At 28.3% G+C, this 14,280-nt stretch carries 16 protein-coding genes; 3 read left to right on the forward strand and 13 right to left on the reverse strand.

Translation table 11 applies throughout. The features are described 5' to 3' along the window. Positions 1 to 8: 8 nt before the first annotated feature. From C7U54_RS01860 to C7U54_RS01870, 3 genes are all read right to left on the reverse strand, one after another. Positions 9 to 1,271: a PTS sugar transporter subunit IIC gene (locus C7U54_RS01860; RefSeq protein WP_107029114.1), complete on the reverse strand. Its 1,263-nt coding sequence runs from the start codon at positions 1,269 to 1,271 to the stop codon at positions 9 to 11. Positions 1,272 to 1,441: 170 nt separating this feature from the next. Then, complete coding sequence (locus C7U54_RS01865; RefSeq protein WP_107029115.1) at positions 1,442 to 2,860, reverse strand: NAD(P)/FAD-dependent oxidoreductase; 1,419 nt, start codon at positions 2,858 to 2,860, stop codon at positions 1,442 to 1,444. 104 nt (positions 2,861 to 2,964) lie between these two features. After that, entirely contained in the window at positions 2,965 to 3,789 is an 825-nt protein-coding gene (locus tag C7U54_RS01870; RefSeq protein WP_107029116.1) for a histidinol-phosphatase HisJ family protein, read from the reverse strand. A gap of 256 nt (positions 3,790 to 4,045) precedes the next feature. On the opposite strand from C7U54_RS01870, the gene ahpC reads away from it, so the two are divergent. From ahpC to C7U54_RS01885, 3 genes are all read left to right on the forward strand, one after another. Continuing rightward, positions 4,046 to 4,606 (forward strand): alkyl hydroperoxide reductase subunit C, encoded by a 561-nt coding sequence (gene ahpC / locus C7U54_RS01875; protein ID WP_107029117.1) that lies wholly within the window; start codon positions 4,046 to 4,048, stop codon positions 4,604 to 4,606. A gap of 40 nt (positions 4,607 to 4,646) precedes the next feature. Continuing rightward, entirely contained in the window at positions 4,647 to 5,381 is a 735-nt protein-coding gene (locus C7U54_RS01880; protein ID WP_107029118.1) for a MurR/RpiR family transcriptional regulator, read from the forward strand. An 84-nt stretch (positions 5,382 to 5,465) separates the two neighbouring features. Next, entirely contained in the window at positions 5,466 to 6,890 is a 1,425-nt protein-coding gene (locus C7U54_RS01885; protein ID WP_107029119.1) for a 6-phospho-beta-glucosidase, read from the forward strand. 8 nt (positions 6,891 to 6,898) lie between these two features. Here C7U54_RS01885 and C7U54_RS01890 read toward each other — a convergent pair whose 3' ends face one another. The 10 genes from C7U54_RS01890 to C7U54_RS01930 all read right to left on the reverse strand — a co-directional run bounded on the left by C7U54_RS01890 (position 6,899) and on the right by C7U54_RS01930 (position 14,237). Further along, positions 6,899 to 7,384, reverse strand: coding sequence for an NAD(+) diphosphatase (locus tag C7U54_RS01890; protein WP_107029120.1), 486 nt, complete (start codon positions 7,382 to 7,384; stop codon positions 6,899 to 6,901). Next, on the reverse strand, positions 7,384 to 8,565 hold the full coding sequence (locus C7U54_RS01895) for an MFS transporter (RefSeq protein WP_107029121.1): 1,182 nt from the start codon (positions 8,563 to 8,565) through the stop codon (positions 7,384 to 7,386). The genes C7U54_RS01890 and C7U54_RS01895 overlap by 1 nt, the downstream gene beginning before the upstream one ends. Before the next feature lie 119 nt (positions 8,566 to 8,684). Beyond that, positions 8,685 to 9,449, reverse strand: coding sequence for a MurR/RpiR family transcriptional regulator (locus C7U54_RS01900; protein WP_107029122.1), 765 nt, complete (start codon positions 9,447 to 9,449; stop codon positions 8,685 to 8,687). A gap of 8 nt (positions 9,450 to 9,457) precedes the next feature. Continuing rightward, a complete protein-coding gene (locus C7U54_RS01905) occupies positions 9,458 to 10,009 on the reverse strand; it encodes a DJ-1 family glyoxalase III (protein WP_107029123.1) in 552 nt (183 codons plus the stop codon). Position 10,010: 1 nt separating this feature from the next. Further along, on the reverse strand, positions 10,011 to 10,574 hold the full coding sequence (locus tag C7U54_RS01910; RefSeq protein WP_241522555.1) for a DJ-1 family glyoxalase III: 564 nt from the start codon (positions 10,572 to 10,574) through the stop codon (positions 10,011 to 10,013). Positions 10,575 to 10,663: 89 nt separating this feature from the next. Then, the gene (locus C7U54_RS15355) at positions 10,664 to 10,798 is read right to left on the reverse strand and encodes a hypothetical protein (RefSeq protein WP_267905636.1); all 135 of its coding nucleotides are present in this window, start codon (positions 10,796 to 10,798) and stop codon (positions 10,664 to 10,666) included. 214 nt (positions 10,799 to 11,012) lie between these two features. Then, positions 11,013 to 11,528, reverse strand: a complete 516-nt coding sequence (locus C7U54_RS01915; protein ID WP_107029125.1) for a hypothetical protein — start codon at positions 11,526 to 11,528, stop codon at positions 11,013 to 11,015. Between the two features lie 166 nt (positions 11,529 to 11,694). Continuing rightward, a complete protein-coding gene (locus C7U54_RS01920; RefSeq protein WP_022000739.1) occupies positions 11,695 to 11,946 on the reverse strand; it encodes a hypothetical protein in 252 nt (83 codons plus the stop codon). A 316-nt stretch (positions 11,947 to 12,262) separates the two neighbouring features. After that, positions 12,263 to 13,795, reverse strand: coding sequence for a hypothetical protein (locus C7U54_RS01925; protein ID WP_107029126.1), 1,533 nt, complete (start codon positions 13,793 to 13,795; stop codon positions 12,263 to 12,265). Beyond that, positions 13,785 to 14,237: an RNA polymerase sigma factor gene (locus C7U54_RS01930; RefSeq protein ID WP_022000737.1), complete on the reverse strand. Its 453-nt coding sequence runs from the start codon at positions 14,235 to 14,237 to the stop codon at positions 13,785 to 13,787. Before C7U54_RS01930 ends, C7U54_RS01925 begins: the two co-directional genes overlap by 11 nt. Positions 14,238 to 14,280 lie beyond the last annotated feature (43 nt).

The following is a 14,280-nucleotide window of genomic DNA, read 5'->3' on the forward strand; positions in this document are numbered from 1 at the left end:
TTCATCTCTTATTCTTTATCTAAATTTTCTTTTTTTAATTCTTCTAATTCCATTATCTTAAAAAATGGGTAATAAATCAATGTCATTACAGCAAGGCAAACAAATACTACAATAATTGATCTATAATCTAAAGTTGCTAAGAAAGCACCTACACCTGGTGGTAAAAAACCTGGTGGATTTGTAATTGGTAATCCACATAATCCTAATTTCATTGATAAGTAAACAATTATAGTAGGAATTAAAGGTCCAAATACAAATGGAATAAACATAATCGGATTTAAAATGATTGGTGTTCCAAAAATAATTGGTTCATTAATTCCAAATAAAGAAGGAATAATTCCCAACTTACCAATCGAATTTAAACTTTTTGCTTTTGATCTCATCATTAAGATAACTAAACCAATTGTTAAACCTGAGCCTGTAACTTGTAACATGTTATAGTAAGCATCATATGTAAAAACGTGTGTTACTGTTTTTCCTGCTGCATAATTTGCTATGTTTTCTGCAGCATATTGAATTGCAAATGGAGCCCATACTGCAGAAGTAATTGCTGGTCCATGCAATCCAAAGAACCACAATAATTGTGTAATAAGAATCACTAATAACAACATTGGTAATGTATCCATAGAGGAAATTGCAGGAGCCAGTAAGCTCATAATAAGTGCTGGTAACAATTTTCCACTCATACCCAAACAAATATTAGCAATAGCTGTAAAAACAATTACATTAATAACAAATGGTAATAAACTTGAAAAACTCTTTCCTACCATTTCTGGAACACTACCTGGAAGTGTAATTGTGATATTATGTTCTACCATAAATCTTGAAATTTCCACTACTAGAATTGCTGTAACGATAGCTGTAAATAAGCCTTCAGCTCCTAAGTAAGTAGTGCTTATTCCATTTTCAATAGAAGAACCACAAACAATTAAATGACATACAGCTGCCATAATCCCAATAAATCCTAAATCGAGATTATATTTTTCTTTTAAGGCCTCTGCAATAAAATAAGCAGCATAAAGTGATAGTAATCCATTAGTAAATTTATCAGGATAAGTAAAAACACTAAGATTATTAGCAATAAAATCATGAATTGTACCTGAACCTAATAAGTTCATAATCCCCATCGGTAATATACATAACGAACCGATAATGATAATAGGTATAATAGCGATCATACCGTCTTTGATAGCCTGTAAGTGTTTTTGCTCTTCAACTTTATTGGCAATAGGCATCAACCATTTTGACAGTATATCTTGTAACTTAGACATATTCGTTTCTCCTTTTTTTATTTAATTTCTGCTAGCTAGTTGAAATACAACTGTATAATACCAATCGTTAAAATAAATTACTAATCACAAATTTCCTAGTCAATAGGAAACACATTAAAATTAACAAACAAAAAAGAGTTAGTCATGAAAACCAACTCTTTTCTATCTTTTTATTTAATATTTTCAACAATATGTCGTGCGACTAAAATACCATTTGCACCCGCTTGGGCAAGCCCTCTTGTAAGTCCTGCTCCATCCCCAGCAACATATAAATCATCAATTTCAGATTCAAAACCATCTCTTACTTTTGGTCTTGCTGAATAGAATTTTGCTTCTACACCATATAATAAAGTATGTTCATTCGCAATTCCTGGTGTTACATTATCTAACGCTTCAATCATTTCAATAATTGATTTCATTGTATTGTATGGTAACACAAGCCCTAAGTCTCCAGGTACTGCTTCTGGTAAAGTAGGATCTGTATATCCTTCTTTTAATCTCTTATATGTTGTTCTTCTTCCACGTTTGATATCTCCATATCTTTGAACAATAACTGAACCATTTGATAATTTATTCGCTAATCTTGATATTTCATGGGCAAATTCATTTGGTTCATTGAATGGTTCACTAAATGTATGAGATACAAGTAAAGCAAAGTTTGTATTTTTACTTCCAAGTTTTGGATCATGATAAGCATGACCATTAGCAAGCATTGTTCCACTATGGTTTTCAATAACAACATGACCACTAGGATTTGAACAGAAAGTTCTTACTTTTGTTCCTACTGAAGTATTGTAAACAAATTTACCTTCATATAAGTTCTTATTAATTTCTTCCATAACAATATTGCTTGTTTCTACACGAACACCAATATCTACTTGATTATTATAAAGTTTTAATCCTTGATTTGATAAAACTTTTGTAAGCCATGCTGAACCATCTCTACCTGGCGCTAAAACAACTTTTTTAGCGTGAATCGTTTGTCCATTTTCTAAAACAATTCCTGTTGCATGATGGTCTTCTACAAGAATATCTTGAACAGATGTTTTAAATTGTAAATCCATATGTTGTTTTAATTCATTAGACATTTCTGTCATAATTCTTAAGTTTTCTTCCGTACCTAAATGTCTTACTTTTGCTCTTAAAAGTTTTAACCCAACAGCATATCCACGGTGTTCAATTTCTTTAACTTTATCTGTAGTAGGATCTGTAATTTCTTTAGTAGCTCCATGTTTTAAATAAAGATTATCTACATAATGAATCACATCTTCAACTTCATCATTATTTAAATAGTCAGTTAACCAACCACCAAACTCACTTGTAATATTAAACTTACCATCAGAATAAGCTCCCGCTCCACCAAAACCATCAGTAATAGAACACGCTGGGATACATCCAGGTTCACGATCTTTATGAACTGGACATTGTTTGATCTTTTTATCTTTAATAGGACAATGTCTATTCATAACGTCATGTCCTTTATCTATAAGTAATACTTCTAATTCAGGATTTTTTAAATATAATTCGTAACATGTCATAATTCCTGCTGGACCTGCACCAACAACGATTACATCATAATTTTCTTTCACTTTTTTCTCCTTCAATTTCCAAAAATATCCAAACCTTTCACATTATAGACGACTCTTTCTTATATCGCAAGTATTTACATGTTTTTTTATTTTGCAAAATGTTTTTATAGTTGATGAAAGATTGGTTTCATTTTTTCAAATGTACAAAAAGAATCAAAACCTATTTCTTTTAATAATTCTTTTGCTTCATCAATATAAGCTCCTAAATGTTCTGGCTTATGACTATCACTACCAATCGTAATAATCTTTCCACCTAATTCTTTATAAAGCTTTAAAATATCTCTCGAAGGTGTTGAATCCTTTAAACCATAACGATGACTTGAAGTATTAATTTCAATACCTTTACCATCTTGAATCACAGTTTTTAATATTTCTGTAATTATTGATTTTACTTTTTCAAAAGGATAATTGCCAATTTCATCATAACGTGTCATCAAATCCAAATGACCTAACACACTATAATTTTTATACTTTTTAACCACATTCAACATTTCTTGATAATAACCTTCTATATATTCTTGTTGTGATTTTTCTTTTTGATAATCTTGTGTCCAAAATTCTTGATCATTGACTTGATGTATAGATAAAATGATAAAATCAAAATCATATTGTTCATAAAGTTTTTGATAACGTGGTATTGTATGAACTTGCACACCAAATTCCATACCTTGTCTAATTGTAATTTTAGGATATTTTTTTCTTAAACTTTCAATTTCTTTAAAATACTTTGGATAATCTACATTTACTTGCGGTTGTCCGTAAAGGTACTCTATCGGACCTTCATCCCAATCTTTTTTGATTCCATAATCCACATGATCTGTAAAACAAATCTCGTCCATCTTCATCTTAATCGCATCTTTAATGACATCTTCCATTAAATAAGTGCTATCATCACTATAATTTGTATGTACATGATAATCACTATACATTTTCATCACCCTATCTCATTTTATCAAGTTTATAAACACAAAAAAAGCCTCTCGGCTCTCTTTGATATATAATTGGGAAGGGAATATGAAAAACTATTCATATTGTAAAAGATTGTTTTATCTTTTACATGTTTAATATACCCAGCTTTTGTGAACTCTATGCAACTTTTTTGTGTCAAACATGTAAAGAATTATTGTGAATTATGTGATGATAATCTTAAGTTTTTATTCACATACTTTAGATGGAGGTGATTTTGTGTCTTTACTTTATAAAGAAGTAGATGATTTTGAAGCTTATGCTTATCATCAAAAACAATTTAAGAAAATCACAAAGAAGGATTTACTAGGAAAATGGACTTTATTTTTCTTTTATCCTGCTGACTTTACTTTTGTCTGTCCTACTGAATTAGAAGATCTACAAGAAAAATATCAAGAATTTAAGAAAGTGAACTGTGAAATTTATGCCATTTCTACAGATACCCATTTTGCTCATAAGACATGGCATGATATTTCTGAAAACATTTCTAAAATAGAATATCCAATGATTGGCGATCCTACACATTCACTTACCTATGATTTTGATGTCTTTGATGAAAATGATGGTTTAGCTCAAAGAGGAAGTTTTATTATTGATCCTGAAGGTAAAATCGTTGTCTATGAAGTCAATGCTGGAAATGTTGGTAGAAATGCTGATGAACTTTTAAGACGTTTACATGCCTGTCAATTTGTATATGAACACGGGGATAATGTTTGTCCTGCTAAATGGAAATTAGGTGAAAAGACAATTCAAACAACTATTGAAAATATTGGTAAATAGAAATAATATGATAAAATGATATTGAGGGGAGGAAATAAGGATGCTTATTGATAAGTTAAATATTATTTTAAATTCTAACGATGAATTTTCTCCTAAATATATTATTAGTTCATTTGTTAAAAATAACTTAAATGATATTCCAACTATGTCTATTGATGCAATTGCTCTTTCCTGTCATACATCGAAAAGTCAAATTTCTAAATATGTAAAATCTTTAGGTTATGAAACTATGAAAGATTTTAAAGATGCTTGTTTAGATAACATTTCTAGTATGGAAAGAACCAATAAAACCTTATTTTCATTACAGAATAGTATAGAAAAACAATTTTCATCTTTTACAAATCACATCATTGATGAATTACATTACACAATGAATCAAATTGATGAAATCAATTTATTAAAATTAGTAAATGATATAAAGAAAAGTAAACGTATCTTTGTTTATGGTCATGGTCATGCAAGAACTCTTTGTACCTATATTCAAAATGAACTTTCCGCAAAACAAAAAGAAACTATTATCTGTGATGTTGATTTTGAAAAAGAATATAATTTTCAAGATGGTGATCTTCTTTTACTCATTAGTATCAATGGAAATACGTTTTACTTTGATAAAAGAGTGGTGCATCATATTTTAAAGTGTTCAGTTAACACATGGCTGATTAGTTGTAAAGATAATATAAACTTTTCAAAGAACTATTTATATATTCCAACATTAAATGATAAATATAATGATTATTTATTAAGACATATTCTTGATTTTATCTTGATGTATTAAGTTTCCATTTTGGAAACTTTTTTATTTAATTTCTATATATTTTCTATAATACCTTTGTAATTAAAAGTAAAGGAGAAACAACAAATGGGATTTAGAAAAGATTTTTTATGGGGTGGTGCGACAGCTGCCAATCAATGTGAAGGTGGAGCAAATGAAGGAAACAGAGGTGTTGCTAATGTAGATCTTATGCCTTTAGGTGAAGATCGTTATTTAGTTGGTACTGGTAAAATGAAAATGTATGATTTTGATGATCAACATTTTTATCCAGCTTTAACTGCTGTTGATTTTTATCATCATTATAAAGAAGATATTGCTTTATTTGGTGAAATGGGATTTAAAACTTTTCGTTTATCTATTGCTTGGACACGTATTTTCCCAAATGGTAATGAAGAAAAACCAAATGAAGTAGGATTAAAATATTATGAAGATATTTTTAAAGAATGCCATAAATATGGTATTGAACCTCTTGTTACTATTAATCATTTTGATTGTCCAATGTATTTAATTAAAAAAATCGGTGGTTGGCGAAGTAGAGAAATGATTAATTATTTCTACAAGCTTTGTAAAACTTTATTTATTAGATACAAAGGATTAGTTAAATATTGGTTGACTTTTAATGAAATCAATATGATTTTACATTTTCCTTTTGTCGCTGCTGGTCTTTGTTTTGAAGAAGATGAAAATGAAACGCAAGCTATGATTACAGCTGTTCATCATCAACTTCTAGCAAGTGCCATGGCCACAAAACTTGCTCATGAAATAGATTCAAATAATCAAATTGGTTGTATGTTAGCTGCTGGTTCTTATTATCCTGAAACATGTAAACCAGAGGATTATTGGAAAGCAATTTGTGATAATCGAGAAGTCTATATGTTTGCAGATGTTCAAGCAAGAGGTTATTATCATAATTATGCATTAAAATGGCTTGAAGAAAGAAATGCATCTATTCCTTTTGTAAAAGGAGATAAAGAACTATTAAAAGAAAATACCGTGGATTTTGTAAGTTTCTCATATTATTCATCAAGAGTAAGTAGTAGTGATTTATCTAAAGGAAAACAATCAGAAAGTAATATTTTTTCTTCTGCTAAAAATCCTTATTTAAAAGAAAGTGATTGGGGTTGGGCTATTGATCCTTTAGGATTTAGAAGTACTCTTAATGAACTCTATGATCGTTATCAAAAACCATTATTTGTTGTAGAAAATGGTTTAGGGGCCAACGATGTTTTAGAAAATGGATCAATTCATGATGATTATAGAATAGATTATTTAAGACAACATATTCAAGCAATGAAAGATGCTGTAGAAAAAGATGGTGTTAATTTATTAGGTTATACAACTTGGGGATGTATCGATTTAGTTTCTAATGGTACAGGCGAAGTTAAGAAAAGATATGGTTTTATTTATGTAGATCGAGATAATTTAGGAAATGGAACGTATCAAAGAATTAAAAAAGATTCATTCTATTGGTATAAAAAAGTTATTGAAACAAATGGAGAAGATTTGTATTAAAAAAACAGCTACTGCTGTTTTTTTAAATATCTTTCTAAAAATGAATGTGCAAGCGATCCTTGTTTAATTTCTTTTCTTGATTCTTCAATTGAATACCAATGAGCTTCATCGACTTCATTTGTCAGTTTAAAATCTTCACTATCAACAATAACGGCATAATTATGCATTAATGTATTAGATGGTTGATAATATTCATTATCATTATATGTATAATCAATTACATTTAAATTAACTTCTTCTTTAATTTCTCTAATCAATGTTTCTTTCGCATTTTCACCTTTTGTAATATATCCAGCTACTAATACATTAAAATCTTTTCCATATTGTTTAATAAGCAAAATCTTATCTTTTGTAGGATTAAAGATAATTGTTGAAATAGCACTATTAAACATTGGAAAACGAAATTGTTTACAAGTTGGACAATAAGGTACAAGCCCATCTATCCCACATTCTTTTTCTATAAGTTTAGTTCCACATTCACTACAATATTTCATTATTTATCACCTACGCCATTATAACGTAAACAAATAATAACTAACAATATTAAATTTATAAGATGAAAACATAAAGCGATAATAAAAACAATTTGATAACTTTGTGTAAAATCATATAAATAACCAATTAATGTTAATGAACTGGCACTTCCTACATTTGTAAGAAAACCAATAAAAGAATAAGTTCTTGCATAATTTTCATTTCCAAAGAAATAACGTGTTAACATTGGAATTCCTACAGCACCAACTGAATAAATAGAACCAAACATGAATGAACCGATATAAAGTAACATGATTTCTTGATGAATTACACCTAAAAACAATAATCCTAAAGAAAAACAATTTGCTAGAATCATAATAATAACTGCTTTTATAGGATTTAATAAATCACTTAAAAAACCAATTAATAATTTTGTACTGATATTACCAATCATTGTAAGCGACATAAGTATTGCTCCGCTAGTAGCTGATAAATGAATACTCAAAGCAATACCTGATAAATGTTGAGAAATACCTGTAATGGATGTATGTAAAAGTGTGAATATACACATACATATAAAACTGATTGTTATTAAATTGACTTTTTTATTTTGTATTTTAATAGTATCTTTTTTTTCTTGATATCCATAAGGTAGCATTCCTTCTTCTTGAGGATTAATTTTCCAAGGAACAATTAATACTGGAAGAACTAAAATAAGGATACAACTAGCCATTAATCGATATGTCATTTGCCAACCATAACTTATAATCCATGAACTTAATAATGGGGAAAAGATAGCTCCTGCAAGACCACTAAAACTTAAAGCTAAGCTCGTTGCTAATCCGTGTTTTTCATCAAACCAATTTGTAATAATTACTGTAATAGGAACCATTCCTCCAATACCAACACCTATTCCTCGTAAAATACCTAATATATAAAATAAATACACTGATCGACTATAAGACATCATCCAAGTTGAAACACTTGATAAAAGAACTCCTATAAGAAGAATCTTTTTATAGTTATATTTTCTTATTAACTTTGACATTTTTAATGATGTCAAAGCCGTTATCAATGTGGATAATGTTGCATGCATTGCAAACGTTCCTTTTAAAACATGTAAACTTTTTGATACTGGTGTATAAAACATACCTATGGCATTTGTACATAAACCTATAGAACTTGCTGCTAAACAACACATCAAAAAAAACAATCATCCAATGTTTATAACCTTTATTAATCATCATTTTTACCTCCAATAAAAATATATATGATGTACTTCTATAAAACATTAGATTTCCTAAATTAAGAAAAGGAGGATTAACCCCTCCTTGCATACTCTTGTGCTATTAAACTTGCTATAAATTGTAATTGATAAGGGTGACTATTTTGATCTTGTTTAGAATCAAAGGTAATCACATGATCAATAAAATCTGGATAACTTTCTTGTTTACTTGAAATCAACCAAATCTGTGGTTTCTTTAATCTATTCTTTAAAGTTCTAATATCAGGATAATCAAAATAACTTCCTGTATAAGAAAAGATAATTAATAAATCATCTTCATTGGTTGATGAAATATATTGTAATTGTTGCTTATAGGAAATATTTGAATAAGTTTGTTTTCCTAACATCAATAAATCACTTTGTAAATTAAAAGCAACTGCTCCTGCTTTTAATAAACCAAAGATACCTACTTGTTCATATTTTTGGATTTCTTTGCATAATGCATCTATTTGTTGTATATCTATTGATTTTTCTACCATTGTAATACTTTCTTTTACTTTTGAACTATATTCTTTTAATCTATCTTTAGCTTTAGAAGATGTAGAATATTGTTCAAAAGTCATATTTGTAGTAATCAACAATTCTCTTAGTTCATTAAAATCATTTAACCCTATTTCCTTACAAAAACGAGATATAGAACTCATTGCTACAGAACATTCCTTAGCCATCTCTTGAATACCAATATCCTTAATATCATCTAAATGATTTAATAAATACGTTGCAATTTGACTATTCGTTGAATCTTTCTTTTCACTCGCTAAAGTACTTAAAAAAACAATCGGTAACTTTCCATAAGGCATATCATCATCTACTTTCCACCAGCAAAATTATACATTAATCCTTCTTTCATTTCAGTAACATCCTTACCAAAGACTTCTAAAATTTTAAAAGAAAAAGGATAAGGTGTTGCTGGTCCTTGACTCGTTACAATATTTTGATCAAAAACAGCGACTTCATTTACAAAATCTCCACTTACAAGTTTATCTTGATAACCTGTATATCCTGTTACTTTTTTACCTTTAATGACATTGGCTTTTTCTAAGACAACTGTTCCTGAACACATCGCTGCTATATATTGATGATGCTCATTAAAATATTGAACAAGTGAAATCACATCTTGATTTTCTAATAAATTTTGACCACCAGGTCTTCCTCCAGGTAAAACAAGCATATCATAGTTTTTAATTTCATCATTAAAATACTTATCTGCTTTAATATACATATCATGCATTCCTCTAACAAATTCATTATTAAAACTAAATGTCTGACATTCTAATCCCCCTCGACGAAGTAAATCCACAATTGTTAATGTTTCTCCTTCTTCATATCCTTCAGCCATTAATACTGCAACACGTCCCATTTTATTCATCCTCCTTGACATCAAATGCATTAAAATAAACCATTCTCTTTTTAACTGCTAAAGCATCTCCACCTAATAATTCTACAAGTTTATAAGCAAAAGCATAAGCTGTTGCTGGTCCTCTACTTGTAACAATATTGCCATCAATGACCACTTTATCATTTAAATAAGTCCCTTGTTTTATTTTTTGATCATAGCCTTGATAAGCTGTAAATTTTTTATCAACTAATAAATTTGCTTTTTCTAAAACAATAGGTGCTGCACACATAGCACAAACATATTTACCTTTTTCATTCATTTGTTGTAAATATGAAATAAGTGTTGGGTTATTTTTCATCGCTTCTGCTCCACCATAACCCCCTGGTAAAATAACCATGTCATAATCAAGAAGTGTCTCATTTAAGATGTGATCACTTCTTACAATGATTTCATGTCCTCCTTTAACCTCTTGTTCAAAACCTACTAAATCACATTGAAGATGTGCTCTTTTTATAATATCTGCAATTGTTAGAGCTTCACCTTCTTCAAAACCTGACGCTATTATAATTGCTGCTTTTTTCATCATTATTCCTCCATTTCATCTTTACAATAATCTTTACAATGAAATGAAACAATGGATTTCCTAAATTAAGAAAAAAGCCTAAGAATTTCTTCTTAAGCTTTAAGATATTCAATAACATCTTTAGCATCTTTGGCTTCTAATAAAACTTGCATGGCTTTTTTATTATCCATAACTGCATAAAGATCTTTTAAAGTATTTTTAGTTACTTGAGGTTCTTTCATATTCATAGCAATTATAAATCATTGTTTCTTTATCTCCTGTTAAATCTAGTAAGATAAGATCTTTATCAATCACCATTTTCTATTCATCCGTTCCTTACACCTATATATTAGCAAACCCCTCTATTCTTGAATATAACAAAGAATCGCAAAAAACATGCCTCTCTTGGTATACTATTTTTGCAAAAAAATTGCACATAAACCTGTAAAAAAAAAGACTTCACTACTCAGCAAATCCTTCTTCTAATAATTCTTTTTCAATCTTTTCTTCCTCAACACCATTTGTAGAAGAAAATAAAACTCTAAATAAATATTTCGCCATGGCTCCTACAATAAACAGTTGAACAGGTAAAGCCATCATAAAACTACGACAATATGTTATCAAATAATGAGGAATAAATTGACTATCAAAACCATAACTATGATATACACCTAAAATACTAGCAAGTGCCACTTGACTGATAACCGTAAATACTTGAATCATTAAAACAATAACAATTCCTCGATCTATTGGCTGCACAACTTTAAAAGCAAAATACTTAGCAACTTTACTTGAAATAAAATAAGCACATAAAAAAATAATCACAAACTCGATCCACATACTTTTTAAAACAATTAAAAAAGTACTATTGGTAAAAGATGATGTTGCAAGTACTGTATTGTAGAGTGTCATCACATAAACTATCATCCAAGCTGTAATAGCTGTAAAAACAATAGCTTCAAATTTTGTTTTGGGCATTTTTATTTTTTTTTCATAAATTTCCTCCTAAAAAAATAAATGCCACCTCGCCCTCTGACAGTAGCAAGGTGACATTTAGTGTCTAGGTGTATTTTGGAGATATTTTATTTTAAAGACAAGAAAAAATATTTTTCTTGTGCATCTATCACAAAAAAATAATCAAGCTTTATTTATGCTCTATGCACAACAGTGCCTTTTTTAATTGTTTCTTCAAAGAGATGATCTTTATAACTTTATAAACCAAAATTCCTAAAATAATCAAGCATAAACAACTTAATTGATTATATCCACCCAAATAATATTCATCAGTATTTCTAACAGGATAAATATCAATTTCTATACAAATCCAAATAAGTGCTAATACTCCTCCTGATAAATAATGCCAAAATAATTTATTTTCTATTTTCTCTTTCGTCATCATCTTTCTCCTTTATTTTAAATCTTCCAATTTATGAATTATTTCTTGGGAAATAATTTGTTAAAAAGGAATTATATTATTATACTGATTCATTTTTTCAAACTAAAATAACATAATAAATAATAAAAAACTTATTATCAAAATAACTATTTTTTCTATTTTATACTCTTCTATCAATGGATTATGTGAAAATTAATTTTTTTAATTATTTTGTTTTATTTATTCAATAAAATAGTTTATAATAACCATGTTGGAAGTGTAGTGTTTGTATAGAGATTGAGCATCCTTGATGGATGCTCATCTTTTTTATACCATTTTAATAACCATGATCTACATGTTTCCATTCACCCTGTTTATTTCTTACAAGTAACCAAATCCAATCTTTATAAGTACTATTAGGATTTAAAGAACCATCTCCACCACTTCCATCAACATCAAATGTTGATGTTAAAACAATAGCTTCATCTCCACCATATTGTTGTAGTATTTCTTTAAAATAATTTTCATTATCTCCCGCATAATAAATTTCTTTTAATGTACAGCCTTTAAAATTTTCATTAAAATACTCAATAACTGTATTAATTGCTGAAGTAATATCATCATAGCTATAAATATTTGAAGTGACTTCTTTTTCTACAATATCATTTTCTTCTCTTTTTTCTATACGAACAAGCATATTGATATCTGTTTGAATAACATATTGATAAAAATCATCAATATATGCTTTATAGTTTCCTCCACTATAATGACTAGGAAGGATGACTTCTGTAAGAGGAAGTTGTTGATTCATCAAAATATCTTGTGCATGTTTAATAATTTCTATTGGGTCTTTTTCAAGAGTTGATGTAATGCTATCTGTAAAACCATATTCTTTTGAAACATATTGAATGATTTTGTTATTTTTATCATAACTAACATCAAGTCTTAAAGTTGGTTCATCTTTATCATTACTGAAATTAAAATAATTTTCTTTTTTATCTTCATAAACATAACCATTTTTCATCAATTCATCTATAACTTCTTGAGGAAGGAGTTCTTTTAATTCTTTGATTGTTTCTGATTCACTTAAAGTACTAAAACGTAAGTATTTATGTTTTGATTGCTTTAATTCGGTATTGATTTCTGTACGTTTTGTTTTTCTTTTTTGAACAAACATTTGTCCTTTTTGATTAAAAGAAAGTTCTACTTCAAAAAGTTTACTTGCTTTTGATTTATAGTTCACTTCAATTCTAAAATTATCAGAAATATCTTTTATCTTAGAGTTAAAAAGATAATCTTCTGGTTTCCAAATAACTTTTAAACCTTTTTTTGTATGATAATATTTTTTATAAAGATCATAAGAAATCGTAGTATCACTTTGATAGACTTTTCCACCTAGATGAATCTCTAAAGGATTTCCTCCTTGAACAATACGAATTGATTCTATTTTGTCACTTTGTACATCTACTGTAAAATAACTTGTTGTAAGATACCCATCTAAATAATATTTTCCATCATAATTTTTTAAATCTAATTGCGATTGTTTAAAATCTGTTTTTTTAGAAAAATACTTTTCTTCATATTTCTTTTTCAATTGCACTTTATCCATTATATCGACCTGATCATGAATTAAATAATAATCCATAGGTGTTGCTTGAGTAGTAATAGAATTATAGGTTTGATTATAAGCAAGAATTTCAAATGTATCTTTTGTTTCTTTGTTTTGAATACCTAATACAAATAAAAGAACTACACAAGAAATAATCAAAATAGGTTTATAGTAATGATGTTTTTTTATAGGAATTTGTTGAAGAAGATTTTCATCAACTTGAATTTCATCATAATAATTTTTAAATGATTTATTTTTCATCAGCCTCTATCTCCTTTCTTAATTGATTTCTTGCTCGGTTTAATAAAACACGAACATTATTTTCTTTGATATGTAATAATTCTGCCATTTCTTTTGTTGAATATCCTTCATAATAAAATAAATAAAGAACTACATTATACTTTTTAGAAAGCTTATTTAAATAAGGGGTCAAATCAATTTCTTGCTTTTCAAAAATATAAGTTTGTTCATCGATTTCATCTACTTTATTATGCCAAAAAGACTTCAAAGATGTTTTACTACAATTAAGTGTTACCCTTATAAACCAAGCTTTTTCATGTTCTAAAGATTCAAAAACAGGTTTTCTTTTCATATAACGATACATCACATTTTGAAAGATATCATCTGCTTGATCTTTTTGATGACATTGGCTAAAAGCAAGACGATAAACCAGATCTTTTTCACGTTGAATGACTTCTTCCATATTTAAAACCTCCCTTCATTAGTAATACTTTTTAAAGGTATCA

Origin of the sequence: Faecalibacillus intestinalis (assembly GCF_003024685.1) — a bacterium.
Classification (GTDB): domain Bacteria; phylum Bacillota_I; class Bacilli_A; order Erysipelotrichales; family Coprobacillaceae; genus Faecalibacillus; species Faecalibacillus intestinalis.